The sequence below is a fragment of the Acinetobacter lwoffii genome, assembly GCF_024129115.1.
Taxonomy (GTDB): Bacteria; Pseudomonadota; Gammaproteobacteria; order Pseudomonadales; family Moraxellaceae; genus Acinetobacter; species Acinetobacter lwoffii_T.
In genome coordinates this window covers 488755-515402 of the sequence record NZ_JAMXXO010000001.1, presented here as the reverse complement: position 1 = coordinate 515402, position 26648 = coordinate 488755, and the positions used below count along the sequence as shown (strand labels likewise).

Here is a 26648-nt window from a genome sequence, read left to right as displayed (position 1 = left end):
TTCTCCCTTAACGACGTGACATAAATGCTAGACGTTCGAGCAACTGCACATCTTGCTCATTCTTGATTAATGCACCGTACAAAGGTGGAATTGCTTTAGATTTATCAGTATTGCGCAGAATATCTTCCGGCATGTCGTCAGCCATGAGTAGACTGAGCCAGTCGATCAGTTCAGACGTTGAAGGTGGTTTTTTTAAACCCGGAATCTGGCGCAATTTAAAGAAAACCTGTAAGGCTTCATTCACCAGTGTGGTCGAGATATTGGCAAAATGCACATCAATGATTTCACGCATGGTGGCTTCATCCGGGAATTCGATGTAATGGAAGAAGCAACGACGCAGGAAAGCATCTGGCAATTCTTTTTCATTATTTGAGGTAATGATCACGATTGGGCGCTGAGTTGCGGTAATGGTCTCGCCTGTCTCGTACACATAGAACGACATTTTATCGAGTTCATGCAGCAAGTCATTTGGAAACTCGATGTCTGCCTTGTCAATTTCATCAATCAGCAGAACACAGCGTTCTTCACTGGTAAATGCTTCCCACAATTTGCCCGGCTTGATGTAGTTCTTGATGTCATAGACACGGTCATCACCCAACTGGCTATCGCGCAAGCGCGATACTGCATCATATTCATACAGACCTTGCTGTGCTTTGGTAGTAGACTTGATGTGCCAGGTGATCAGTTCCAAACCCAGACTTTCTGCAACTTGCTCGGCCAGTAAAGTCTTACCTGTACCCGGCTCACCTTTGACCAGCAACGGTTTTTGCAAACTGCGTGCAGCTTTCACCGCAAGTTTTAAACTGTCAGTCGCGATGTACTGATCGGTACCTGAAAATTGTTGAATATCAGCAGACATGATTGAACCTTATTTTTTACTTACAGCGGTGAACTTTTCTCGTGAACACGAATATTGCTTTTGTTCGACACATAGATCGACCAGCAATAGCCAATCACAGATCCAATCCCAATGACAAATAAAATAAGTGACGCATTAATCCAAACCAGGGATTGCTCTTTGGTCAGCATCCCAAATAACAGACCGAAAATCGCAGGTGCAATGGACGCATTCGACCCCTCAGATACCGTCGGTGTTAGCAGAATGGCAAAGGCCACAATCCACAAAAAACCGCCCGCAGGTTTAGGCAGGTGCTTGGTTACGCCATACCAGCACCATAAAGCAATCAGGCTGCCGAGCAGATAAACTGCTACGGCAATGCTCTGTTCAGGAATTGAGTCTAATACAGCCACATAACCATTCATTTCACAACTCCTGAATTAACATTAAGCACCGCGTAAACCTTCTGGTGCCACAGCGTTTGGATCAATCAAGCCTTCTGGCGGCATTTGCAGGAAGAACCCGCGGGTTTCAATAGAATCCATGACATGCAAGACATTGGCACGTGCCAGTTTACGTGATTCGCTTAACTCCAGATGCATGACAAAAGTCGCACGTCCAAATGCTGCCTGTACTGCTTCAGTCAATACGCTTAAAGGTTCGAATGTTTCAGCTTCGCTTTCATTCGCAGGACGCGCCACATACAGATACATTTCACTTTTTTTACTGGATTTGTAGATAGACACTTGCATATTTCAAACGACTTTTCTGGAAAAACAACCGCAAGGATACATCAAAAAAAAGACAGAAACATTAGCCACGTCTCATGCATCAGTCGTGATTTTGTATAATTGCTTTTTCTTTAACCAATCCTGTAGCTAATCACTCGCTGACTTTCATCTGGGTAGACAGATAAGATTCGTCCTGATGCAATACCTGAATCAGTGGCCGAGTTAATAACTCATAGCGCCACCCAAGCAGATAATCCGGCAGATCCTGCTCGTCCTTATGAAAAACCACATGCTGATACAAAGCATTCAGCCATTTCTTGCGCATCAGGACTTCTTTCGGAATTGAGGTTTCATTGACGACGTTCTGAATAATTGAATCAATTTTTTCGCCGATATCTTTGGAAGAATGGCGAATTGGACGTGCCAGACGTAAAGGCCAGTTTGCCGGCTCCGGCAGGAATTTCAGTAAATCTAAAATGGTTTTGCCATGCTCACGAACCACATTCGAACGAATGTCTTTCACATGACTCAGCTGGAAATTATTGCGCGGGAATTTTTCCACCAGATCAATCATGCTGGCATTTTTTAAAATGAAACTGCGTGGCTGATTCAGTGCTTTGGCAATCTGATCACGCCAGACCATTAATTGCTGCAATTGCATCAGCTGACGGCGTGAATGCCGGTAATTTCCGACATCCTGATACAACAAGGCAGTTGGGGTATCTTCGCCAATTTCCTGAGTCAGAAACCGGCAATCTTGCAAGGCAAAATCCAGCAGATCTTTCGAATCTAGATCCTGTTTAATTTTCTCTGACAGTTGCACCAGATAATGCACATCATTGGCAGCATACAGCAACTGTTCGGAACTGAGTGGACGCGCCAACCAGTCAGAACGGGTCTGGTCTTTTTCGATATCAACTTCCAGCATTTGCTTCAGCGCATTTTGATAGCTGACTTGCAGACCATGCCCCAAAAATGACATGCCGACCTGGGTATCAAACACATTGCTCAGTGATTTCTTCTGGGTATAGTGATAGATCAGGTCGATATCTTCACTACAGGCATGAAAAATATTCTGCTGTGCGTTAAAAATTTTATTGAGGAACTCAGTCAGATCCAGCGTGGTTCCATCCAACAAATAAACCTTGTTGTCTACGTTAATCTGAAAAACACCCAGCTTAGGCCATAAGGTATCAACCTTGATAAACTCGGTATCCAGCCCATACACTGAATTCTGATCCATCAGCTTCAGTACATGAGTTAAGTCGTTTTGATGTTGAATAAATTGAAACATAGAACTGAGTCTAAGATTAGATTCTCGATAGATCCATATTAACTGACCTATAGAATTTTTGTATAAAAAATAACGTCAATTCTGCCCTATTTCCTAAAAAATGGCGCTTACTTATCAGGTTTTATATTCTAATTAATATCTTTTTTATATTAAAACTAACAAGATATTTAAGCTCAGCTTACTTCATGCGCATCCGGTTATGTACTGCCTGACTCAAGGTATGGCTATCGACATATTCCAGCTCACCACCTTGAGGTACGCCTTGGGCAATTCGGGTCATCTGGATCGGCAAATGTTTGCTGGCCTCAACCAGATAATGCGCCGTGGCCTGACCTTCTACCGTAGCATTGGTCGCCAGAATCACTTCTTTCACCTGACCATTGGCCAAACGGTGCAATAAGTACGGAATACCGATTTCTTCTGGTCCAATACCATCCAGTGGCGATAAATGTCCACCCAATACATGATATTTACCTCTGAAGCTGCCACTTTGTTCAATCGCCATGACATCTGCAGGTGATTCTACTACGCAAAGCAATTCATCATCACGATCCAGCGAAGTACAGATATTGCAGACTTCGTCTTCGGTCAAAGAATGACAGACTGAACATTCATGAATGTAATTGGTTGCCTCAGTCAGCGCATGTGCCAGACCAATAGCACCCTCACGATTTTTCATGATCATATGCAATGCCATACGTTGAGCCGATTTCGGCCCAACGCTTGGCAAAATGCGTAATGCTTGAACGAGTTGATCAAAACGATCACTAAACATTGCGCATTCTTCCTTAGAACATACCTGCAAGACCAGGCGGCAAACCCATGCCTGAGTTTGCTGCTTTCATTCTTTCGTCAGATACCACTTCTGCCTGACGTGCTGCATCATTCATTGCAGCTGCAATCAGGTCTTCAATCATGTCTGGATCATCCTGAAGTAATTCAGGATTGATTTCGATACGTTTCACCACGTTACGGCAAGTCATGGTTACTTTCACTAGACCACCACCCGCCTCGGCATGCACTTCAGTTTGCGCAAGCTCTTCTTTGGCTTTTTTTACGTTATTTTCAACTTCTTTCTGCATGCGCTGAGCTTGCTGCATCAACATGTTAATGTTCATAAATATCTCCGAACATAAATTTATAAAATTAAATCAGGTCTAAACCGCGACGAATATCCTGGATAATATCACCAATCTCTTCCAAACCAACAGATACGCGAATTAAACCTTCACGAATACCAGCGGCTTCTTTGGCTTCAGGCGACAATTTACCGTGTGTCGTGGTCGCCGGATGGGTAATAGTCGATTTTACATCGCCCAGATTGCCGGTAATCGAAATAAACTGGGTATTGTCAATGACAGTCCACGCTTCCTCACGGCCACCTTTGACTTCAAAAGACACAATACCGCCAAAACCGCTCTGCTGTTTTGCTGCCAGTTCATGACCGACATGCTCAGGCAGGCCCGCATAATATACTTTTTCTACTTTTGGATGCTGATTCAAAAATTCAGCCAGTTGCTGAGCACTTGCTGAATGTTCACGCATACGCAAACGTAGTGTCTCCAAGCCTTTTAGGAAGACCCAAGCATTGAATGGGCTCATTGACGGGCCTGTGGTACGCACGTAGCCGAAGATTTCTTCTAGTAACTTGTGATTACCTACGACAGCACCACCCAAGGCGCGGCCCTGACCATCCAGATATTTAGTCGCAGAATACACTACCAGGTCTGCACCAAATTTGATTGGTTGTTGTAACACCGGTGTACAGAAGCTGTTATCAATCGCCAGTAAAGCATCATTGGCATGCGCAATATCAGCGAGTCCCTGTATATCGGCTACTTCCGCTAAAGGATTCGATGGAGATTCAACAAAGAGAATTTTTGTTTCAGGCTTGATGGCATTTTTCCATGCATCAAGATCGGTCAAATCAACGAAATCAACGCTGACGCCAAATTTTGCGACATATTTTTCAAACATGGAAACCGTAGAGCCGAAGACAGCACGTGAACAGATCACATGATCACCCGCTTTTAAAAAAGCCATCATCACTGCCATAATGGCTGCCATACCCGAACTGGTGGCGACGGCGCGCTCTGCACCTTCAAGTGCAGCCAGACGCTTTTCAAACATGGCAACGGTCGGATTGGTAAAGCGAGAATAGATATTGCCCGGCTCCTGGCCTGAGAATTTGGCTGCGGCTTCTGCAGCATTTTCATACACAAAGGACGATGTTAGAAAAATCGGTTCGCCATGCTCACCTTCAAAAGTGCGGGTATGACCGGTACGAATGGCTAAAGTTTCTAATTGGTAAGAAATATCGTCTTGCTGGCTCATCGCTTTACCTCAGCCCTCAGGCTGCCTTTTGTAAAAATTTGCCAACATTTTGAGCGCCTAAGCTATTTCAGGTCAAGGCATAATAAGCGATTATTGCTTAGACTTCGATCAATCCTCCCGCGGATACGGATATTTTATTTACATGATTCAGTTAAAACAAAACTTTCAGCGCCAGCAAAAAAAATTGAAACACCTCAGCACCCGGGTGTTTAATGCCTCCTCACTGATCCTGTCGCAAAAAACCCCTTTTGAATATATTGCCGGCACCGAGTTTTGCAAGATTCGCTATTATGCTTCACCTGAGAAAAAATATAAGGAGCCTCTGGTTTTCATCGCACCCTTGGCGATTAATATGGATATCTATGATCTGTATCCTTATCGCTCTCTGGTCAAGCATTTTCAGCATAGTGGTTTTGATGTCTATCTGGTGGAATGGAAACGCTTTAACTTTAAGCACCGCCACCTGAATTTTCTATCTTTTATCGATACAGCCATTCCTCAATCTATTGAAACCATCTGCAAGCATTCAGGCAGTCAGTTCATTTCCCTGCATGGCTGGAGTATGGCTGGCGTGTTTGTCACGCTCTATACTGCCCTGCATTCACCTGAACATGTCAAGAATCTGATCGTGGTCGGTAGCCCCATCGACAGTTATGCGTCAGGACGTGTCGGCAAACTTTTTTCTACGACCAATAAACTGATTTCTAAAAATAAAAATCTGCAACAAGCCATTCATCAAGGACTGATCCCGAAGCAATATATTCATACACCGGGTATTGTAAATGCCTTGGGCTTCAAGTTACTTGACCCGATCGGCTGGCTTAAAAGCCAGAAGCAGTTTTTACTGAATCTGGACCATGTCGAAGATGTCTATGAACATGCCACTATGGGGAATTTCCTGAACAAGATGATTGATTATCCAGGTGGGATTAATCAGGACATGGTGCTGCATTTATGGCTGCAAAATCCTTTAAAACAGGGTTCTATCACTTTGGATGGCCGTGTCGTTGATCTTAAAAATATCAGCTGCTCCCTGTTGGTAGGTGCAGGTCAAACCGATCAGATTGTCACAGAACAGTCAGCTAAGCCTTTGATGGAATTGACAAGTAGCCAAGATAAGACGTTTACTCTTATACCGGGTGGTCATCTTGGACTAATGTCGAACCAGAAAACGGCAAATACATTCTGGCCCAAAATGACGACCTGGCTGGTGCAGCGCTCTACACGTCTTGATGTTTAGTGTAGATTCCCCGCACCAGAAAAAAATATTAAATAGCTTTAAACATATTCAGAGGGTACAGCATGATTCAGTCAGTGGCATTTATCGGCCTAGGTGCAATGGGTTTTCGTATGGCTGCACATTTACCCAAGCAGTTTGATACGGTCTATGTCTGGAACCGCAGCTTTAACAAAGCAGAGCAACATGCTGCTGAATATGGCACCCAAGCCGTCACACTGGAACAGGCCGTACAGGCAGATGTGATTTTTTCATGCTTGCCAACTAGCGCTGACGTTGAACGACTTCTGGAAAATTTACCGTTTAAATCCGGTTCAGTCTGGGTCGACTGCACCAGTGGTGTACCGGATTCTGCCCAAAAACTGGCAGTACAACTGGCTGAACATGGGGTAATCTTTCTGGATGCACCGGTCAGCGGTCAAACCATTGGCGCTGAAAATGGCACGTTAACTGTGATGGTGGGCGGTAATACAGAGGGTTATGAAAAAGCCCTTCCTGCGATGCAGGCTTTTGGCAAACTGATCAAGCATGTCGGTGAATCTGGCGCGGGTTTTGCAGTGAAGGCCGTAAATAATATGTTAATGGCTGTAAACCTGTGTGCTGTCGCAGAAGGCTTTACTACACTGAAAGCGCATGGGGTAAACCTGCATGAAGCACTGGATTGTATTAATGCTTCCAGCGGTAAAAGTATGGTGACTGAAACCGTATTGCCACAGCGTATTTTAAACCGCAGTTTTCCTGTAACCTTTGCCCTGCCACTCTTGGCCAAGGATACAGGCATTGCAATCGACCTTGCGCGTGAAGCCAAACTTTCTGCGCCTGTGCTCTCGTTGACCCAGAATCTGATTCAGGCGGCCAGCGATCTGTCGGATAAAAACAGTGATTTTTCCAGCGCTGTGAAAATGTATGAATCATGGAGTAATATTACCATCGAGTAATATCTCGCCATTGAATAATGATAACGAAACCTCATATTGTGACTAGTAGGCAGGCACATATAGTGGATAACCCAGAGGAAACTCTCATGAAGAAATTTTCTGTTGCAGCATTGATTGGCTTTGCAACTTTGTTCGGGGCTTCAACATCGGTTCTTGCATCTGAACAAGAGTGCAAAAAATTAAAAAATGATCATGACGTGATTTATGCGTCTAAAGGTTTCTGTTTCAAAGATCCTGAAGCAAAAGCCAAGTTTGGTAATGACAATTGCTATACAACCAAACCAAAATTCTCGGAAAAAGAGCAACAACGTCTTGACGCGATCAAAGATCGTCAGAAAGAATTGAACTGTAAATAATTCAGTTTAATGACGCTCAAGGAATATACTTATGACTTATGATGATCAGAATATTTTTGCACGAATTCTACGCGGTGAACTTCCTGCGATAAAAGTGTATGAAGATGACCAGGTTCTTGCATTTATGGACATCATGCCTCAGGCAGAAGGTCATACTCTCGTGGTTCCGAAAACTCCGGCGATCACTTTACTGGATCTACCCCCTGAAGCTGCAGCCTATACGATTCAGATCGTACAGAAAGTTGCAAAAGCCATTGAAAAAGGTTTAGGTGTGGACGGTATCGTGCTGATGCAATTATCAGGGGCCGCAGCGGGTCAGACCGTACCACACATACATTTCCATCTGGTTCCTACCTCTTTGCACAATCTGGGCAAACATGCAGCACAAATGGGCGACCAGGAAAAAATTAAAGCGCTGGCTGAGAAAATTAAAGCTGCCCTTTAAGCTATTCTTAATACCTAAAAATGGAGCCTCGGCTCCATTTTTTATGTCTAATGTATTTCACTCTTGATTAAGCCAATAAAATATCAGTAAAAGTCACCTAGCTTATTTTTAAGTTTTGCAGCAAACACCGAGCTTAGCTGTATTTGCATCAATCCTGCTTACCCCACTCATAATCCTATAAAAAATAAGACAATGATTGTCTTTAATATTTCTGAAATATTTCCTTAATCATATTGACTTATTTGTAATGAATACTTGGCACCAATAGAGCAGTAGATGTTTCAAAACAATACTGAAACTTGTTTTTAAGACGATGAATAAAAAAGTCTTTATTGGAGCAACACATGAAAAAAACGTTATCTGCATTAGCAATCGGGGCAACAATTTTAACACCAGTGATGGCAGCTGCTGCTGATGTTAAAGTGTATGGTCGTGCACACGTTTCTTTAGATTATCTGGATGATGGCCAGGATTATAACGAAGTAGGTCTTTCTTCAAACTCTTCACGCCTAGGCTTTAAAGCTGAACAAAAACTAGAAAATGGTATGACTGTATTTGGTCAAATCGAACAGGAAATTAACTTTGCAAGTGGTTCTGCAAATGATGATGTTGAATTTGCAACTCGCGATACTTTTGTTGGTTTAAAAGGTGATTTTGGTCAAGCGCGTATCGGCCGTTTTGACAGCCCATTCAAAGTAGCACGTGGCCCGGTCAACTTCTTTGGTGATATGGTCGGTGACGTTCGTAACGTTACGCGTGTAGGCAACCTGCGTTTTGATGAACGTAATGCCAATACCATTGAATATAAATCACCAAAATTTGGTGGTGGTTTCAACGTATTAGGTGCGATGTCACTACATGAAACAAATAGCCCGGATGCCACTAAAGATGGCGCTAAAGACAAAGATAAAGCTTACGACCTCGCTTTAACCTATAAAGAAGGTAAAGTTGATTTCGCTGCTGCCTATGAACACTATGAAGAAGAAGCTGCCCGTGGCGAACGTGATGGTTTCCGTATCGCAGGTGCTTACAAAATCACACCTGAATTCAACCTGGGCGGTTTATATCAATTCCTTCAACACGATAATTCTGAAGCAAACCCAGATGCACAAGTATTTGGTGTAGCCGGTGAATATAAATTTGCACCAAAAACCTCATTCCGTGGTGAAGTATTCCACCGCGATGTCGATGCCGATGATGCAAATGCAACTTTACTGGCAATCGGACTTGAACACCGTTTAGATCCAACAGTCCGCATTTATGGCAACATAGCAACTGTACTAAATGATGAAAACTCAAACCTTACCCCTTGGGCACAAGGTCGTACCAATGCTGTAGGTGGCGCACGCGGTGAAGACAGCCTAGGTCTTTCTCTAGGCATGCGTTACGACTTCTAAGTCCAGTCTCCCTCACAAAGCTTAAAAAGAACATGCCTCCAGCATGTTCTTTTTTTGGTGTGTTTTTTATCAATATAAATATGATGTGAAAGATTATGATACTGATATTCAACCCTTATAGAACCAACCAATTTAGTTTGATTAATTTTATTCTTTATTTTAAAACCAAGCATTTTAATCAGATTAAAAAATATTAATCCAACTAAAATAATCTACATTCTAATATATAAATATAAGCATTTTAGTCGGATTTAAAAACCAATAAAATTACATAAAATAATAAAAAATATTTATAATAAATTTTAACTCATATAAATATATATCTATTATTTTCAAATACTTATAAATATATATTTATTTAAACTGTATCGTCTATTTATTTTTTAGTTACAATAGATTAATAATATACAACAAGTCATATAACAGGCTTAGTCGAATGAGCTTAGTTCCCAAAAATCTAAACCAGAGAGTGGTTAGAGAAATAACCGCCATTTTAATTATCAAGGTTATTTTACTGATGGTAATTAAAAACATCTGGTTTGATGCGCCTACGATTCCTAAAAATTTTGATAACCAAGTCGCCGAGCGTATCGCCGGCAATCCTTCCCAAATCCAGGAGACACGTTGATGATTTCTGAAAGCGTGGTCGATCTCTCGCGGTTCCAGTTCGCCATGACCGCGATGTATCACTTTATTTTTGTTCCACTGACGCTAGGTCTGGCATTTCTGCTTGCCATTATGGAAACCACCTATGTGATTTCCGGCAAAGAAATCTATAAAGACATGACCAAGTTCTGGGGAAAACTGTTTGGTATTAACTTTGCCTTAGGGGTAACCACCGGCCTGACCATGGAGTTCCAGTTCGGAACCAACTGGGCTTATTACTCGCATTATGTCGGTGATATTTTCGGTGCACCGCTGGCGATTGAAGGTTTGATGGCCTTCTTCCTTGAATCGACGTTTATTGGCTTGTTCTTCTTTGGCTGGGATCGCCTGTCCAAAGTACAACATCTGGCCGTAACCTGGCTGGTGGCTTTGGGTTCAAACATGTCCGCACTCTGGATTCTGGTCGCCAATGGCTGGATGCAAAACCCGGTCGGTTCGGCATTTAACTATGAAACCATGCGTATGGAAATGGTGGACTTTGCTGCATTGATCTTTAACCCGGTCGCTCAGGTTAAATTTGTGCATACAGTGTCTGCCGGTTATGTCACAGGCGCCATCTTCGTCCTGGCTATTTCAAGTTACTACATGCTGAAAAAACGTGACCTGCCTTTTGCACGCCGTTCTTTTGCCATTGCAGCCATCTTCGGGCTTGCTTCTACACTTTCGGTGATTTTACTGGGTGATGAATCAGGTTATGAGCTGGGCGATGTACAGAAAACCAAACTGGCAGCGATTGAAGCAGAATGGGATACTCACCCTGCACCTGCACCATTTACTTTGTTCGGTATTCCGAATAAGGAAACCATGACTACAGATTATGCAGTGAAAATTCCTTATGTAATGGGTCTGATTGCTACACGTTCTACGACTGAACAAGTTACAGGTATTAAGGACCTGCTGGTTCAGCATGAAGCGCGTATCCGTAATGGTATGGTGGCCTATTCGCAACTGGAAAAATTACGTGCTGGTGATCAGTCTCCAGAACTGAAAACCGCTTTTGAAGAAAGCCAAAAAGACCTCGGTTACGGTCTGCTGCTGAAGAAATACACGCCAAATGTCGTTGATGCCTCTGAAGAGCAAATCAAAGCAGCTGCTAAAGATACCATTCCACACGTACCAAGTCTGTTCTGGGCCTTCCGTGCCATGGTTGCTTCTGGCTTCTTGATGCTACTTCTATTTGCACTGGCAACTTTTGCGGTAGCAAAACGTAATGCTGAAAACAAACCATGGTTATTGAAATTTGCATTATTTGCACTTCCTCTGCCTTGGGTTGCTGCGCAAACTGGCTGGTATGTGGCAGAAGTAGGTCGTCAACCTTGGACCATTGGTGAGGTATTACCGACGCATCTTTCAGCATCAAGCTTAAGTACAGGTGATGTCTGGGGTTCAATCCTTGCATTGGCAGCATTCTATACCGTGTTACTGATTATCGAGATGTATCTGATGATCAAGTTCTCACGTCTTGGCCCAAGCTCACTGCATACCGGTAAATACCATTTTGAAAAGCTTGCAGCTGCAGAGAAGGCAAATGAGGAGACTCACGCATGATCGAATATGAATTATTAAAAATCATTTGGTGGGTGCTGGTCGGCGTATTGCTGATTGGCTTTGCCCTCACCGATGGCTTCGATATGGGCTCCATGGCGATCATGCCATTTGTGGGCAAAAATGATAGCGAGCGCCGTGCAGCGATCAATACCATTGCGCCGCACTGGGACGGTAATCAGGTCTGGTTTATTACTGCCGGCGGTGCGTTATTCGCTGCCTGGCCAATGGTCTATGCAACTGCCTTCTCTGGCATGTACTGGGCCCTGCTACTAGTCCTGTTTGCCCTGTTTCTGCGTCCGGTCGGCTTTGACTATCGCTCAAAGCTGGAAAATACCAAATGGCGCAATTCATGGGACTGGGGTCTAGCCATTGGTGGTGCAGTTCCTGCATTGGTCTTTGGTGTAGCTTTCGGCAACATGTTCCTGGGTGTACCATTTACTTTAGATGAAACTGTACGTTCTACTTATACAGGTAGCTTCTTTGCCCTGCTGAATCCGTTTGCAATTGTCTGTGGTCTGGTCAGTTTATCGATGCTGTGTGCACATGGTGGTGCATGGCTGATGTTACGCACAGATGGTGACCTACGTCAGCGTTCTGCCAAAGCAACGCAAATCATGGGTCTGGTGTATTTGGCAACTTTCCTGGCAGCCGGTGCATGGTTGTATTTTGGTGGTATTCAAGGCTATACCTTGGTTACACCTTTTGATACCAATGGTGTTGCCAATCCGCTTGCAAAAGAAGTATTGACCAATGCTAATCCAGGCTGGATGAACAACTATTCGACTTATCCAATCACGATGGCAGCGCCTATTGCCGGCATTTTGGGTGGCTTGATCATTGTCTTGGCAGCAGGTAAAAACAAAGCAGGCCTGAGCTTCCTGGGTTCATCTCTGGCTGTCATCGGTGCAATTCTAACTGCTGGTTTTGCCCTATTCCCTTTCCTGATGCCTTCAAGCATTAACCCGGTTGCAAGTCTGACTATGTGGGATGCGGTATCTAGTAAAAATACTTTAACGGTCATGACCGTTGCTGCCTGTATCTTTGTTCCACTGATCCTGATCTATACCACTTGGTGTTATTACAAGATGTGGGGCGTGATTACCAACAAACACATTGAAGATAATTCACATAGCCTGTACTAAGGCTATGTCTTAAGGAGAGACAACTATGTGGTATTTTGCCTGGATTCTGGGTGTACTGATGGCATGTTTTGCCAGTGTGATTGCTGCCATTTACATGGAACAACACCAAGACCTGGATGAGGAATAAAACATGACAGAAGCTGCGCTTGAGAAAACCGTTGTAGACAAGAAACCAAACAAATTTGCGATGATGATTTCCTGCCTCCTGGCTTTTCCTCTCGCAGCAGTGTTATTGGTTCATCCTTCTGCAATGCTGGATGCCAACGGTGAATATAGCCATAGTGCCATGATGTATATCATGATTGGTATTTCTGGAGGCTTTGTCCATGGTGTTGGCTTTATGCCGCGCCACTGGTTCTGGAAATGGTTGTTTAGCCCTTTCCTAGCATGGCCTTTAATGATCTGGGGTTATTACACCTGGTTTCTCAGTTAAAGTATGAAATTAAAAAGCCCTCATTTGAGGGCTTTTTAATTTCATACGAATTCTAAAATATTCTTCTTTTTTCTTCTGGCCAAAACAGGATTTTTAAAACAACTTATTTTAAGTATATAAAAAGCCGGAACCAGTCCGACTTTTAGAATGACTTATCGATGAGTATGAATCGACATCACAATGCCCATCCCGGCCAGCATGGAAATCACTGCCGTTCCACCATAACTCATGAGCGGTAATGGATCTCCAGTTACAGGTAAAATCCCGCTCACCATGCCTGAGTTTAAAAATACAAAGAAGAAGAAAGTCAGTCCCATGGCTCCAGCATATAAACGGCCAAAGTTATGAAAGCTGTTTAAACCAATCATCAGACAGCGAATAATAATGGCAGTGAATAAACTAAACAGCAGGAAAACGCCGATAAAACCGAATTCTTCGGCATAAGTCGACATAATAAAGTCAGTATGATGTTCAGGCAGATAACCTAAATGTGATTGGGTACCTTCGGTATAGCCTTTGCCCGTGGAACCACCTGAACCAATCGCAATTTTGGACTGGATGATATTCCAGCCTGCACCCAAGGCATCCGATTCCGGATCAAATAACGTGGTAATACGTTTTTTTTGATACTCTTGTAGCACGAACATCCATGCAGCCGGAGCTGCCACAGCTACCGCCGCTGCTGCGCCACCAATCAGACGCCACGACATCCCACTTAAAAATAGAACAAAAATACCAGGAATTACCAAGCCAATGTTCAAGTCAGGCTGAAGTGCCACCAAAACAAATGGTACGCCCAATAAAATCAAAGCCCCGACAATATGCAAAAATTTGGGAGGAAACGGCTTACGTGCAAAATACCATGCCATCATCAAAGGCATGGCAAATTTCATCACCTCACTCGGTTGCATGCTTCCCACCCCTGGCAAGGTAATCCAGCGGGTTGCACCCAAACGTTTTTCACCAATCACAAAGACCAGAAGCAGCATGAAGATCCCGAAGGCATACAGGTATGGACTAATCGCCTGATAGACTTTCGGTGGAATCTGCGCACAGATAAACAGCAGCACAAAACCAATTCCAAAACTGATCGCCTGACGCACCACCATGCCAGAGTCTTCGGATGTCGCGCTATACACCACCATTAAACCCAGGATTGCATTGAGAACTAGAAAGCACAATAACCAGGGATCAAGGTGCAACTTGGTCCATCGAGATGAATCTTGCGGGTTAATACTACGTCCATCACGCAAAGAGTGACGTAAAAACCGATACTGCTGTGAAGGTATCATTGGCCAAAAGGTGAAAAAGAATGATGGCAAAATTATAAGTGAAAGCTCTAGCGAATAGATCGCTATAGCCAGATTTATTCTGCTTTTATTTAAATATTATTTGAATATATTTTTAAGCCTGAGCCTGTAAAATCAGCTTGGCCAGTTCCAGATCGTCCGGATAGGTAATTTTAATATTATCGGAACGCCCTTGTACTACACTCACCTGTTCGCCGATATGTTCCAGCGCACTGGCTTCATCAGTAATCGTAGCACCATCTTGCAAAGCCTGCTCAATCGCCCGTTTCAACACACCTAGCTTGGCCATTTGTGGTGTTTGTGCCTGCCAGAGCATCGAGCGATCCACTGTTTTCTCGATATCAAAATTGGTTACTACACGCTTAAGTGTATCTCGCACCGGGATGGCCAGAATCGCAGCCTGATCATTTGTAATCGCCGTATTGACCAGTTGTTGCAGACAATCCAGACTGACACAGGGACGCGCCGCATCATGTACCAGCACCCAATCATTTTCAGAAGCGATTTGAGATAAATAGTTCAGTGCATTTAACACGGAATTCACCCGCTCGGCACCACCCAAACAAAAATGGGCTTTCTCCAGACTGGAAAATGGCAATGTTTTTGCCACGTTGTCCTGTGCACCAATCGCCAGGACATAACCCATCAAAGGCAGTTGATTCAGACGAGCCACCGTATGTTCAAGAACAGTTCGCTCTTGAATCATCTGATATTGTTTCAGTTCTATTTTAGAGAAACGGCTACCGGAACCTGCAGCTGGAAGAATGACCCAAAGTTTAAGGTGTGGTTGGTGCTTCAGCTGACTCATTGGTTCGCAGGTCTACTTTAGAATTAGGATTAAGATAGATCGGTTTATATTGAGTACTGATCGTGCTCATTTGAATAAAAGTTTCGCGTGGCTTAATCAGACCAAGATCTAAACGCGCATGTTCTTCGATGGCTTCAATACCATTCTTCAAATCATAAACTTCTGCTGCCAGAACGCGATTACGCTCTTTTAGCTCATCATTCAATTCCATTTGTTGTTGGATTTTCTGGGTCAGTTGCTGATGATCATGATAACCACCTTCACCAAACCAGTATAAATATTGAAACCCTGCGATCAAAATGATCGCAAGGCCCAACAGTACTTTACTCGCAGTCGAGTCGAATACATTTAACATTGACATAAGTCGCTTAGTTCAAACCTTTGAACTCAGCTTTACCGCGATATGCAGCATTAGTCAATTCTTCAATACGAAGTAATTGATTATATTTCGCTACACGGTCAGAACGGCAAAGTGAACCCGTCTTGATTTGACCCGCTGCTGTACCTACTGCAAGATCAGCAATCGTTGAATCTTCAGTTTCGCCTGAACGGTGTGAAATTACCGTAGAGTAACCATTTTCTTTCGCAAGGTAAATGGCATCTAAAGTTTCAGTCAAGGTACCGATCTGGTTGTATTTAATCAGAATAGAGTTACCCACTTTTTCGTTGATACCACGCTGCAGGATTTTCGGATTCGTTACGAACAAGTCATCACCTACCAACTGGATCTTGTCACCAAGAATAGAAGTCAGGTAAGACCAGCCTTCCCAGTCAGATTCGTCCAGACCATCTTCGATCGAGATAATTGGGTACTGGTTTACAAGACCTGCCAAATAGTCAGAGAACTGGTTGCTTGTGAACGCTTTGTTGCCTTCGCCAGCAAGAATGTACTGACCATTTTTGTAGAATTCTGAAGATGCACAGTCAAGCGCAAGCATGATGTCAGAACCTGCTTTGTAGCCAGTTTGACCAATTGCTTCAAGAATAACTGTGATTGCTTCTTCGTTTGAACGTAAGTTCGGCGCAAAACCACCTTCATCACCTACCGCAGTGTTTAAACCTTTTTTGTTTAAAACTGATTTAAGTGAATGGAAGATTTCAGCACCGGCACGTAGCGCTTCAGAGAATGAAGTGAAGCCTACTGGCTCAATCATAAATTCTTGAATATCGACGTTGTTGTCTGCATGTGAACCACCATTGATGATGTTCATCATTGGTACAGGCATGGTTAGAATCGTTTGACCGCGAAGATCTGCGATGTATTGGAAAAGAGGAATTTTCTTTTCTTCAGCAGCAGCGCGCGCAGCAGCCAAAGACACTGCCAAAGTTGCGTTTGCACCTAATTTTTCTTTGTTTTCAGTACCGTCAAGCGCGATCATCGTGTTATCGATGTCTTTTTGTTCGAATACTGATTTACCGACCAAAGCGTCACGGATTAACGTATTGACGTTATTTACCGCAGTTTTAACGCCTTTACCTAAGTAACGCGCTTTATCGCCATCACGAAGTTCTAAAGCTTCACGAGAACCAGTTGAAGCACCAGATGGTGCACATGCACGGCCAACTACGCCAGATGCTAAGATTACGTCTGCTTCGATGGTAGGGTTACCACGAGAGTCCAAAATTTCACGTGCACGAATGTCAACGATTTGGCTCATGAACTATTCCTCAGTTGATTAATATGAGCTGCCTATACGGCAGCGCAAGAGTGATAAACTCAGTGTGTATCTAACTTTTCGAAACCTTTAACCAAGGTATCCAATTCTTTTAGCTGTGCCAGGAACGGCTCAAGCTGAGACATGCGCAGCGCACATGGACCATCACACTTGGCTTTTTCCGGATCTGGATGTGCTTCCAGGAACAAGCCTGCAAGACCCGTTGCCATACCCGCACGTGCAAGCGTTGTAATTTGCGCACGACGACCACCGGCAGAATCTGCACGGCCGCCTGGGGTTTGTAAGGCATGGGTCACATCAAAGAAAACCGGGACATTCATTTCTTTCATGATGTCGAAGCCCAGCATGTCTACAACCAGATTGTTATAGCCAAATGCCGAACCGCGTTCACAAATGATCAGCTTGTCATTTCCGGCTTCCAGACACTTATGCAAAATATGACGCATTTCGTGTGGAGCCAGGAACTGGGCTTTTTTGATATTGATGATGGCATCCGTTTTTGCCATTGCTTCCACAAGATCCGTCTGACGGCTTAAGAAAGCTGGCAATTGAATAATGTCTGCCACTTCTGCAACAGGAGCCGCTTGGTACGGCTCATGCACATCGGTGATGATCGGTACATTAAAGTGTTTTTTAATGTCAGCTAACCACTCGAGACCTTTTTCCAGGCCAGGCCCACGGAAAGAGTTCAGGCTTGAACGGTTGGCTTTATCAAAGCTGGCTTTGAACACATAAGGAATGCCCAAACGTGTGCAGATATCGACATAAGTCTCTGCGATTTCAAAAGCCAGGTCTTTAGATTCAAGTACATTCATTCCGCCGAATAATACAAATGGCAAATGATTTGCCATTTGTATATCGCCCAAACGTACAATTTCTTGTGGTTTTAATTGCGACATTTAAACTTCCCTAGTTGTGTCCTACGCACCGATTATTTGGTTTTTTGGTACTGCTTTTTCGCAGCATCAATGAAACCGGCAAATAATGGGTGACCATCACGTGGCGAGCTGGTAAATTCCGGGTGGAATTGTACTGCAATAAACCAAGGATGTGCAGGAATTTCAACAGTTTCTACCAGATGCTGTACCGGAGAATAACCAGAAATCTTCATGCCTTTTTCTTCCAGCACTGGGATATAACGGTTGTTCATCTCGTAACGGTGACGGTGACGCTCGATGATTTCTTCAGAACCATAAACTTCTGCAGTTTTAGTCCCTGCAACCAGTTCAGATTTTTGCGCGCCTAAACGCATCGTGCCACCCAGATCAGAATCAGCAGAACGTTGCTGAACTTCACCACGCTCATCTAACCATTCAGTAATTAAACCAATCAATGGAGATTTGGTTGAACGGTTAAATTCAGTCGAGGTCGCGTCTGCAATACCAGCAACATTACGTGCGTATTCGATCACAGCCAACTGCATACCCAAGCAAATACCGAGGAACGGCACACCGTTCTCACGTGCGAACTGAATCGCCTTCATTTTGCCTTCAGTACCGCGCTCACCAAAACCGCCAGGAACCAGAATCGCATCAGCATCTTTCAATACTTCTGCTACATCTTGGCTTTCAAGCTCTTCAGCGTTTACGTAGTCAATCTGAACTTTCACACGGTTTTGAATACCCGCATGTAGAAGTGCTTCGTTGACAGACTTGTATGCATCTGGAAGTTCAACGTATTTACCAACCATTGCAACACGTACGGTGTATTCAGGGTTCAGCAGTGCTTCTACAACGTTATCCCAATCTGTTAAGTCAGCTTCAGGAAGATCGTTATAGCCAAAACGTTCACAGATTAAATCATCAACATTTTGTTCGTAGAATGTACGTGGAATCTGGTAGATCGAACGCGCGTCTTTACATACCACAACGGCACGTGCTTCAACGTTGGTAAATAATGCAATCTTACGCGTCGTATCGGCATCTACATCGTATTCTGTACGGCAGATGAGAATGTCTGGCTGAATACCAATCGACAGGAGTTCTTTAACAGAGTGCTGTGTTGGTTTGGTTTTTAATTCTGCTGCAGACTTAATGTATGGGAGTAACGTTAAGTGCATTAACATGGTACGTTTATGACCAAGTTCAACCATTAACTGACGTACAGATTCCATGAATGGGAGAGATTCAATGTCACCTACAGTACCGCCGATCTCTACGATCGCAACGTCATAACCTTCGCCTGCACGAAGTACACGCTCTTTGATATTGTCAGTAATGTGTGGAATAACTTGCACAGTACCACCCAGGTAGTCACCACGGCGTTCTTTGTTTAGAACATCCTGGTAAACACGGCCTGATGTGAAGTTATTCAGTTTGGTCATTTTCGCACGACGCAAGAAACGTTCGTAGTAACCCAAGTCTAAGTCTGTTTCAGCACCATCTTCTGTAACAAAAACTTCACCATGCTGGAATGGGCTCATTGTCCCTGGATCGACATTAATGTATGGATCCATTTTTACCATGGTCACTTTTAAACCACGAGCTTCTAAAAGTGCAGCAACAGAAGCAGCTGAAATACCTTTACCTAGTGATGAAACTACACCACCAGTAACGAAAATAAAATGGGTCATTGGGTTTCTCGTACAATCGAGCCTAAATCGGCCTGCAATGTTGCGCAATTTTACTTTACCTTGTACCTAGAAAGCAAAGTCAATCCGCATCAATTCAAAGAACAATAAACAATTGACTATTCTAACAGCAATTCCTATAAAAAATTACAGTAAGTTCATATGATTTCTATCTTGCATTTTGCTGCTATAATAGTGTATCCCCTCCACACTTTTATGTTTGATGCAATGATGATGAAGAAACTTTTAATCTCCACCCTAATCCTGACTGGCCTGACATTAACTGCGTGTGTAAAAAAAGAAGCACCAAAAGAAGAAGAGCAAGTAGAAGTTACTCCAGCATCTGAAATCTCGACTCCAGAACCAACGCAATTTGAACCGCTTGAACCTGTAGAGCCAATGGTAATTGAAGAGGAAGTAGCGCCAACGGTTGAAATTCAACGTGAGCAAACTGAAAACACCACGACCGAAATCCGTCGTGAAATCAAAAAGCCAGAAACAACTGAGCCGGCACCAGTGCCTGAAACCCGCGAAGAACCTGCGTCAAAGCCTGCTGAGACCACCCCTAAAACCAATTCAAATCCAGAAAACAAGTCTGAAGATGATGCGGTTGCTGACGCGATTGCCGCAGCGATGCCAGCACTTGACTGATTACAGGATCATTCATCAAAAAAACCCAGCAGATGCTGGGTTTTTTATTGGAACTTTTTAAGCAGATACTGTTGCCGGTGCACGAGATAAGTGAATCAAATAGTCTGCCATTAGTCGGGTAGCCCAAGATTCGGTTTGCATCAAGCCCTGATAAAAGCCGCAATGACTGCCTTTTTTGGTGGTAATCACCATAATATTGGACATCGCCCGAATTTTTTCTTTATAGGGCTCTAAATTTCGGATGTGACACACTGGATCATCCTCCGCATTTAAAATCATCAGCGGAATTTTGACACTTTCAAACACATAAATCGGATTGGTTGCTTGAGTATAACTTGCATAATCCGTAAATCCAGCCAGTTCAAAATAGAGTTTTTCAAATTCGGACAGATCTTTAACTTCTAATAACTGTTTCCAGCTTGGGCAGACCTGCCAGGTTTCCTGATAAGGATGAATAAAGCTCTTAATCAGTTTTTTGGCCATAACTTTACTGTAAAACGGATGCACATTGGCAAAACCAGTTTCAGTGTTATAGCCAGGACATAAAGCAAAAGCTGCTTTTAATGGGGTTTGTTCACCCTCTTCGCCCAGATAACGCACTAACAATCCCGTACCCGCAGAAGAGCCAACCCCATAGAGATCGGACTGAGGAAATCTGTCCTGTATATACAAGAGTTGTTCACGCAAATCCTGAGTTGAACCAAACAGGTTCATTTTAGGCACAGGCATGGGTAAGTCTGCGTGACCACGGCGTAAACACAATGCCACACGCCAACCGGTATGTTTATGCAGATCACGAACCAGTTCACGCATCGATTCAGGAGAACCGGTAATGGTATGGAGTAAGACAATCGTTGGCGTATTTGCCGGAAGATCCAGTCCATACCAGGCAATACCGGTAATGCCGCCATCTGACATTTTCAGCTGTTCAAGCGCATCATATTTCAGTTTAATGGTGCGTTTTTTAATTAAATCGAAATACAGAATATGTGCGTGTGCATTGGCTAACCAAGGTGTAGGACGATATTTTTGTTGCAGCTGCGGTAAGCGCTCAATGAGTCCTGAAAATACACCATTCGGATTGTAATACAGGGTCGGCTCGTCTGCTCCACTGAAACGATCCAGATACTCACTGGAAAGCTGACCCAATTTTTTAAGCAACATTTTCATCTGTCATCCCCCTCTAGTTGTACTAGCTGTGATTTACAAATTTCATGCCGACTTGAATCAATAGTTCGAATTAAGTTTTAGCTTGGAATGATTGGATCCGCTGGCCCATCTGTACAGCCAAGGCTTCAAGTCCGGACTTAGGTCGGATCATGACTTCAAAATCAATCATCTGACCCTCTTCATTAAACTGAATCATGTCAACTCCCTTTAGTTTTTTATCGCCCACATTGGCAGAAAACTCAAGTACGACATTGTTACCATCTTCACTTATAAATTCACGGTGATAAGTGAAGTTTTCAAAGACTTGAATGACATTGGTCAAAATAAAAAATACCATCTGTTTTCCAGGATAAGGCTGAAACGCTACGGGTGAACGAAATACCACTTCTTCAGCAAGTAGTTCATTCAAGATCGATATATCACGGGTTTCTAGCATTTCATGCCAGCGTACAATGGATTTTCTGGTATTTTCGATGGTCATTTTGGATTCCTTTTTTGTTTTAGTATTAAAATACTCATCCCTTTTTAAAGGTGAGAAGTACTGCTTCGCAAGGGGGATTCTTTCTTACAAATCCTCTCCCTAACCCTCTCCTTTAATAAAGGAGAGGGAAAAAAAGCAGGTTTTAATATTTTCAGATCACCGCCGCCAATTCAGCACCTTGACGGATGGCACGTTTGGCATCCAGCTCACCCGCTTCTTTCGCTCCACCAATCAGATGCACATTTTTACCAGCCGCTTTTAGCTCATCAAACATGGCGGTATAAGACTCCTGACCGGCACAGATAATGACGTGATCGACTTCCAACACAGCAGGCTTGTCGTTCACGACTATATGTAAGCCCTGATCATCAATTTTTTCATAATTGGCGCCCGCAATCATTTTTACGTCACGGTGTTTTAAACCGGTACGATGAATCCAGCCTGTGGTTTTACCCAGACTCGCGCCGACTGAAGCGGCTTTACGTTGCAATAAATAAATTTCACGTTGCGGTTTTTCTACATTTGCAGCTTTTAAGCCACCGACATTTTCATAGTCAGTATCAATACCCCATTCATCATAGAATTTTTCCGGATTGATACTGCCACTTTCCCCTTCATGGCTCAGGAATTCGGCTGTATCAAAGCCAATACCACCTGCACCAATAATGGCAACTCGCTGACCCACTGGCTTACGTTCTTTCAAAACGTCCAGATAAGACAATACTTTTGCATGATCAATGCCTGGAATCTCAAGCTGACGCGGTGTCACGCCTGTTGCCACCACAATGTCATCAAAGTTTGACTGAGCCAGCTCTTCCAGACTCGCCTTATGATTCAGTTGCAATTTGATACGTGGCTGTAATTCAATCTGGCGTTTGAAATAACGCAAGGTTTCATAAAACTCTTCCTTGCCTGGAATAGTCTTGGCAATATTAAACTGTCCACCAATCTGAGCAGCGGCTTCAAATACCGTCACCTGATGACCACGATTTGCAGCATACACAGCAAAGCTTAAACCTGCAGGACCCGCACCAATCACGGCAATATTTTTTGCCACATTGGTTTCTTTAAAAATTAGTTCTGTTTCATAGCAGGCACGTGGATTGACCAGACAGGTGGCAATTTTCATTGAAAAAATATGATCCAGACAGGCTTGATTACAACCGATACAGGTATTGATTTCATCGCTACGACCCTGCTCCGCTTTCAGGACAAACTCCGAATCAGCCAGCATTGGGCGAGCCATAGAAATCATATCAGCATCACCAGATGCCAATACATATTCAGCCATTTCTGGAGTATTGATACGGTTTGAAGTGATTAAAGGGATCTTCACCTGACCTTTCAGTTTACGCGTCACCCAAGTAAAGGCTGCACGTGGTACTTTGGTGGCAATGGTCGGAATGCGGGCTTCATGCCAGCCAATGCCGGTATTGATAATGGTCGCACCGGCTTTTTCAATTTCTTTGGCCAACTGGATGACTTCTTCCAGAGTTGAACCGCCTTCGACCAGATCCAGCATAGACAGGCGATAAATAATGATAAAGTTCTCACCAACCATTTCACGGGTACGGCGTACGATTTCAATCGGAAAACGGATGCGGTTTGCATAGCTTCCGCCCCACTCATCATCACGATGGTTGGTACGTGCTGCAATAAATTCGTTAATCAGATAGCCTTCCGAGCCCATGATTTCTACACCGTCATAACCGGCGTATTGAGCCAGCTTGGCACAATTGGCAAAATCATCAATGGTTTGCTGCACCTCAGCCGAAGTTAAAGCATGCGGTTTGACTGGATTGATCGGTGCCTGAATTGGGGATGGCGCGACATTTTCAGCCTGATAAGAATAACGTCCGGTATGCAGAATCTGCATGGCAATTTTCCCGCCCGCTTCATGTACGGCCTGGGTAATCACCTTATGCTTTTCAGCTTCTTCAATGGTGTCAAGTTTGGAACCGCCATGAAACGTTACGCCATGATCATTTGGTGAAATCCCGCCGGTGACGATTAAAGCGACTCCACCTTTGGCACGCTCTGCATAAAAAGCTGCCATCCGATCATATCCGCCGGGTGCTTCTTCCAGACCAACGTGCATGGAACCCATTAACACGCGGTTTTTAAGCGTGGTAAAACCCAAGTTCAATGGGGCAAGTAAATTCGGATATTTAGACATTTCAACTCCTGAGCGTGCGTTTAGGCTGGCTATTGTTTTAGCAACTGGCAGTTTGATCCCTCAAACTTTCCAGTTTAATGCAACTTGTTGCACTAATTTATATGCCAGAATTGATTTTTATGCAACATGTTGCATAATAATCCCGAGTCACTTTTTTGAGACGTTTATGTCTTTAGCGCATGTTTTATTGACCAGCCTGATTGAAAAACCTAGCACCGGAATCGAACTGGCTCGCCGTTTTGACCGTTCCATGGGCTTCTTCTGGAATGCCACTCATCAGCAGATTTATCGCGAGCTGAATGCCATGCTGCAAAAAGGCTGGATTTCGACGATAGAAGAGGAAGACTCGAATAGCCGCAAAAAAACTTATCAGGTAAAACGTCTGGGCCGGGAAGAACTGGCCAACTGGATGCTACAACAAAGCCCACCGGCACAACTGCGCGAAGAACTAATGGTACGTCTGCGTGCCGAAGCCCAACTTGGTGGCAATAACACCTTGGCAGAGCTGGAACGCCATCTAGAACTGCATAAAGAAAAACTGAAAACCTATCAGCAGATTTTTGCCAAAGACTTTGCTCAAGCGGACAAAACTGACCGTACCTTATATATTCATAAAATGATTCTGCAACTGGGAATTGATCAGGAACTGGGCTGGATTTCCTGGCTGGAACAGGTCATTCCGCGACTCAAACAATTTGATGCACAACAATTATAAATACGGAGACACACATGCCCTTTTATCGCATGCCCGATGGTGAACAACTGTTTGTACGCGAATACGGTCAGGGACAACCCGTACTGGTCCTCTCAGGACTCGGCATGCTGAGCTGGCAATGGAAAGCCTTTCTCTATCCGCATCAGAAAAATTTCCATTTCATTATTCCGGAATGGCGCGGCTTTAGTGCTTCCAGTGCCTGTAAAATTCCGCAAGATCTCGATGCAATTTCCAGTCACTGGCTAGATGTGCGTTCAGTTCTGACCCAACTGAAATTAGATGAAGTCATCGTTATTGCCTATTCCATGGGTGCAACCACCGCAATGCATGGCATGCATTATGACAACTTTGCCAGTCAGATTTCTGCTTATTTGCACATTGATCAGACTCCCAAAATTCTGGTCGATGATGCCTGGGATTTTGGTCTTTTTGGTCCACGTTATCAGGAATTTATCGACATCCTGCAGCAGCTCTCTGTCCTACTTACGCAATATCAGCAAGTTGAATTGATCCGTGATCTTGACGTTTCTGTCCGTAAACAAATTGCCGCCCTATGGCTAAAGTTTATTCAGCTACAAAATCAACAAAAATATAGTCTGAAAGCTTTCGAATTCATTTTGAATCAACCTCGCCTGCAAAGTCTGTTAATGCCTTCCAGCCGGGTGGATTATATGGCGTGGTATATCAACAATTATTTATACCATCGTGAGGATTACCGAGAGGCATTGGCCCAGCTCAGCTGTTCGGTGACTTTCTTTAGCGGCGTACAATCCAAGCTATATCCTTTTGAAGGTCAGCGCCTGATTGCAGAAAGCCTGCCTCAGGCCAAACAGATACTTTTCAGAAAATCCGGCCATACACCTTTACTGACTGAACCCTTAAAATTTACCCGAGAACTTGGCATCTTCTTAAAAGAAAATTCACAATCTAGCACTTCAGCTGCCTAAAGATTCAGGAGATAGAACAATGAAAAAGCTGGTGGTCTTTTCCGGTGCAGGCATGAGCGCCGAAAGTGGCATTCATACTTTTCGCGACAGTGATGGACTTTGGGAACAGTATCGTATAGAAGAAGTGGCTACACCTGAGGCTTGGGCTAAAAATCCGCAACTGGTACAACGCTTTTATAACGCCCGCCGTAAAAATATTCTAGAAGCACAGCCAAATGCTGCCCACCAAGTGATTGCGGATCTTGAAAATGAGTTTGATGTGCATGTAATCACCCAGAATATTGATGACTTGCATGAACGTGCCGGCAGCTCCAAGGTGATCCATTTACATGGCAATATTCGCCTGGCCAAAAGCTCAGGCCCCGATGCACAAAGCACGACCGAGTTTTATCCAATTGAAGGCTCTGAATTAGATTTAAATCAACACTTTTGTAAGGCAGGCTATCCGCTGCGTCCTCATGTGGTCTGGTTTGGCGAAGCCGTACCCGCGTATGAAGAAGCTCAAGACTGTGTACAGGATGCCGATATTTTCGTAGTGATTGGCACCAGCCTTCAAGTTTATCCAGTTGCCGGGTTAATTCATGAGATTCCTGCGAAATGTCCGGCCTATTACATCGACCCGAAAGCCGAGCAGCAGCATTTGCCTGGGCAGTTTTACAAAATCCCCCAAAACGCGACCGATGGCATGCAAACACTGCTAGGCTTACTGAAATCCGGGAATTAAATCTTTATGCGCTGCATTCTCTGATTGACAGTATGCAACAATCAATTTTTAATCAGCTTATC

The 26648-nt window shown here is 43.8% G+C and carries 30 protein-coding genes; 14 read left to right on the top strand and 16 right to left on the bottom strand.

Annotated features, from left to right (window positions below; genetic code table 11):
* Nucleotides 1–7: 7 nt before the first annotated feature.
* The 7 genes from NI470_RS02520 to NI470_RS02490 form a co-directional block, all read right to left on the bottom strand.
* Nucleotides 8–859: an AAA family ATPase gene (locus NI470_RS02520; protein WP_005262763.1), complete on the bottom strand. Its 852-nt coding sequence runs from the start codon at nucleotides 857–859 to the stop codon at nucleotides 8–10.
* Between the two features lie 20 nt (nucleotides 860–879).
* Nucleotides 880–1263 (bottom strand): hypothetical protein, encoded by a 384-nt coding sequence (locus NI470_RS02515; RefSeq protein ID WP_184413068.1) that lies wholly within the window; start codon nucleotides 1261–1263, stop codon nucleotides 880–882.
* Between the two features lie 21 nt (nucleotides 1264–1284).
* On the bottom strand, nucleotides 1285–1590 hold the full coding sequence (locus NI470_RS02510) for a YcgL domain-containing protein (RefSeq protein WP_004278695.1): 306 nt from the start codon (nucleotides 1588–1590) through the stop codon (nucleotides 1285–1287).
* A gap of 130 nt (nucleotides 1591–1720) precedes the next feature.
* On the bottom strand, nucleotides 1721–2863 hold the full coding sequence (locus NI470_RS02505; protein ID WP_005252043.1) for a ribonuclease D: 1143 nt from the start codon (nucleotides 2861–2863) through the stop codon (nucleotides 1721–1723).
* 178 nt (nucleotides 2864–3041) lie between these two features.
* Complete coding sequence (gene recR, locus NI470_RS02500; protein ID WP_004278698.1) at nucleotides 3042–3638, bottom strand: recombination mediator RecR; 597 nt, start codon at nucleotides 3636–3638, stop codon at nucleotides 3042–3044.
* A 13-nt stretch (nucleotides 3639–3651) separates the two neighbouring features.
* Complete coding sequence (locus tag NI470_RS02495; protein ID WP_004278699.1) at nucleotides 3652–3981, bottom strand: YbaB/EbfC family nucleoid-associated protein; 330 nt, start codon at nucleotides 3979–3981, stop codon at nucleotides 3652–3654.
* Between the two features lie 28 nt (nucleotides 3982–4009).
* Nucleotides 4010–5197, bottom strand: a complete 1188-nt coding sequence (locus NI470_RS02490) for an O-succinylhomoserine sulfhydrylase (RefSeq protein ID WP_005100072.1) — start codon at nucleotides 5195–5197, stop codon at nucleotides 4010–4012.
* A 142-nt stretch (nucleotides 5198–5339) separates the two neighbouring features.
* Between NI470_RS02490 and NI470_RS02485 the strand changes: the two genes are divergently transcribed.
* The 10 genes from NI470_RS02485 (at nucleotide 5340) to NI470_RS02440 (ending at nucleotide 13359) form a co-directional block, all read left to right on the top strand.
* Nucleotides 5340–6437, top strand: coding sequence for an alpha/beta fold hydrolase (locus NI470_RS02485; RefSeq protein WP_253147494.1), 1098 nt, complete (start codon nucleotides 5340–5342; stop codon nucleotides 6435–6437).
* Nucleotides 6438–6499: 62 nt separating this feature from the next.
* A complete protein-coding gene (locus tag NI470_RS02480; protein WP_121980012.1) occupies nucleotides 6500–7372 on the top strand; it encodes an NAD(P)-dependent oxidoreductase in 873 nt (290 codons plus the stop codon).
* A gap of 86 nt (nucleotides 7373–7458) precedes the next feature.
* Complete coding sequence (locus tag NI470_RS02475) at nucleotides 7459–7728, top strand: YARHG domain-containing protein (protein WP_004278704.1); 270 nt, start codon at nucleotides 7459–7461, stop codon at nucleotides 7726–7728.
* A gap of 31 nt (nucleotides 7729–7759) precedes the next feature.
* Complete coding sequence (locus NI470_RS02470) at nucleotides 7760–8173, top strand: HIT family protein (RefSeq protein ID WP_253147495.1); 414 nt, start codon at nucleotides 7760–7762, stop codon at nucleotides 8171–8173.
* 344 nt (nucleotides 8174–8517) lie between these two features.
* Nucleotides 8518–9570 carry a porin gene (locus NI470_RS02465; RefSeq protein WP_005097084.1) on the top strand — a complete coding sequence of 351 codons (1053 nt, stop codon included), beginning with the start codon at nucleotides 8518–8520 and terminating at the stop codon, nucleotides 9568–9570.
* A 436-nt stretch (nucleotides 9571–10006) separates the two neighbouring features.
* The gene (gene cydP / locus NI470_RS02460; RefSeq protein ID WP_004278707.1) at nucleotides 10007–10198 is read left to right on the top strand and encodes a cytochrome oxidase putative small subunit CydP; all 192 of its coding nucleotides are present in this window, start codon (nucleotides 10007–10009) and stop codon (nucleotides 10196–10198) included.
* Nucleotides 10198–11784, top strand: coding sequence for a cytochrome ubiquinol oxidase subunit I (locus NI470_RS02455; RefSeq protein WP_005097088.1), 1587 nt, complete (start codon nucleotides 10198–10200; stop codon nucleotides 11782–11784). Before cydP ends, NI470_RS02455 begins: the two co-directional genes overlap by 1 nt.
* Nucleotides 11781–12926: a cytochrome d ubiquinol oxidase subunit II gene (gene cydB / locus NI470_RS02450; protein ID WP_004731264.1), complete on the top strand. Its 1146-nt coding sequence runs from the start codon at nucleotides 11781–11783 to the stop codon at nucleotides 12924–12926. Before NI470_RS02455 ends, cydB begins: the two co-directional genes overlap by 4 nt.
* A gap of 25 nt (nucleotides 12927–12951) precedes the next feature.
* The gene (gene cydX, locus NI470_RS02445) at nucleotides 12952–13053 is read left to right on the top strand and encodes a cytochrome bd-I oxidase subunit CydX (RefSeq protein WP_004278713.1); all 102 of its coding nucleotides are present in this window, start codon (nucleotides 12952–12954) and stop codon (nucleotides 13051–13053) included.
* Nucleotides 13054–13056: 3 nt separating this feature from the next.
* A complete protein-coding gene (locus tag NI470_RS02440) occupies nucleotides 13057–13359 on the top strand; it encodes a cyd operon YbgE family protein (RefSeq protein ID WP_004278714.1) in 303 nt (100 codons plus the stop codon).
* 152 nt (nucleotides 13360–13511) lie between these two features.
* On the opposite strand, the gene rodA is transcribed toward NI470_RS02440, so the two are convergent.
* From rodA to NI470_RS02410, 6 genes are all read right to left on the bottom strand, one after another.
* A complete protein-coding gene (gene rodA, locus NI470_RS02435; RefSeq protein ID WP_004645269.1) occupies nucleotides 13512–14651 on the bottom strand; it encodes a rod shape-determining protein RodA in 1140 nt (379 codons plus the stop codon).
* A gap of 112 nt (nucleotides 14652–14763) precedes the next feature.
* Nucleotides 14764–15477: a 2-C-methyl-D-erythritol 4-phosphate cytidylyltransferase gene (ispD, locus tag NI470_RS02430; protein ID WP_253147496.1), complete on the bottom strand. Its 714-nt coding sequence runs from the start codon at nucleotides 15475–15477 to the stop codon at nucleotides 14764–14766.
* Nucleotides 15446–15838, bottom strand: coding sequence for a septum formation initiator family protein (locus NI470_RS02425; RefSeq protein WP_004645271.1), 393 nt, complete (start codon nucleotides 15836–15838; stop codon nucleotides 15446–15448). The genes ispD and NI470_RS02425 overlap by 32 nt, the downstream gene beginning before the upstream one ends.
* 7 nt (nucleotides 15839–15845) lie before the next feature.
* Entirely contained in the window at nucleotides 15846–17135 is a 1290-nt protein-coding gene (gene eno / locus NI470_RS02420; RefSeq protein WP_004278719.1) for a phosphopyruvate hydratase, read from the bottom strand.
* A gap of 59 nt (nucleotides 17136–17194) precedes the next feature.
* Complete coding sequence (kdsA, locus tag NI470_RS02415; RefSeq protein WP_004278721.1) at nucleotides 17195–18052, bottom strand: 3-deoxy-8-phosphooctulonate synthase; 858 nt, start codon at nucleotides 18050–18052, stop codon at nucleotides 17195–17197.
* Nucleotides 18053–18084: 32 nt separating this feature from the next.
* Nucleotides 18085–19725 (bottom strand): CTP synthase, encoded by a 1641-nt coding sequence (locus tag NI470_RS02410; RefSeq protein WP_005100051.1) that lies wholly within the window; start codon nucleotides 19723–19725, stop codon nucleotides 18085–18087.
* Between the two features lie 228 nt (nucleotides 19726–19953).
* On the opposite strand from NI470_RS02410, the gene NI470_RS02405 reads away from it, so the two are divergent.
* On the top strand, nucleotides 19954–20373 hold the full coding sequence (locus NI470_RS02405) for a hypothetical protein (protein WP_243475150.1): 420 nt from the start codon (nucleotides 19954–19956) through the stop codon (nucleotides 20371–20373).
* Nucleotides 20374–20430: 57 nt separating this feature from the next.
* Here the strand turns inward: NI470_RS02405 and NI470_RS02400 are convergent, their stop codons facing one another.
* The 3 genes from NI470_RS02400 to NI470_RS02390 form a co-directional block, all read right to left on the bottom strand.
* Entirely contained in the window at nucleotides 20431–21543 is a 1113-nt protein-coding gene (locus NI470_RS02400; protein ID WP_253147497.1) for a YheT family hydrolase, read from the bottom strand.
* 70 nt (nucleotides 21544–21613) lie between these two features.
* A complete protein-coding gene (locus NI470_RS02395) occupies nucleotides 21614–22024 on the bottom strand; it encodes a nuclear transport factor 2 family protein (protein ID WP_253147498.1) in 411 nt (136 codons plus the stop codon).
* Nucleotides 22025–22175: 151 nt separating this feature from the next.
* The gene (locus NI470_RS02390) at nucleotides 22176–24200 is read right to left on the bottom strand and encodes an NADPH-dependent 2,4-dienoyl-CoA reductase (RefSeq protein WP_216986111.1); all 2025 of its coding nucleotides are present in this window, start codon (nucleotides 24198–24200) and stop codon (nucleotides 22176–22178) included.
* Between the two features lie 166 nt (nucleotides 24201–24366).
* Between NI470_RS02390 and NI470_RS02385 the strand changes: the two genes are divergently transcribed.
* From NI470_RS02385 to NI470_RS02375, 3 genes are read left to right on the top strand one after another with little or no spacing between them, the layout of a single operon-like run.
* Nucleotides 24367–24915: a PadR family transcriptional regulator gene (locus NI470_RS02385; RefSeq protein WP_253147499.1), complete on the top strand. Its 549-nt coding sequence runs from the start codon at nucleotides 24367–24369 to the stop codon at nucleotides 24913–24915.
* A 14-nt stretch (nucleotides 24916–24929) separates the two neighbouring features.
* Nucleotides 24930–25862: an alpha/beta fold hydrolase gene (locus NI470_RS02380; RefSeq protein ID WP_253147500.1), complete on the top strand. Its 933-nt coding sequence runs from the start codon at nucleotides 24930–24932 to the stop codon at nucleotides 25860–25862.
* Nucleotides 25863–25881: 19 nt separating this feature from the next.
* Complete coding sequence (locus NI470_RS02375; protein WP_253147501.1) at nucleotides 25882–26586, top strand: SIR2 family NAD-dependent protein deacylase; 705 nt, start codon at nucleotides 25882–25884, stop codon at nucleotides 26584–26586.
* Nucleotides 26587–26648 lie beyond the last annotated feature (62 nt).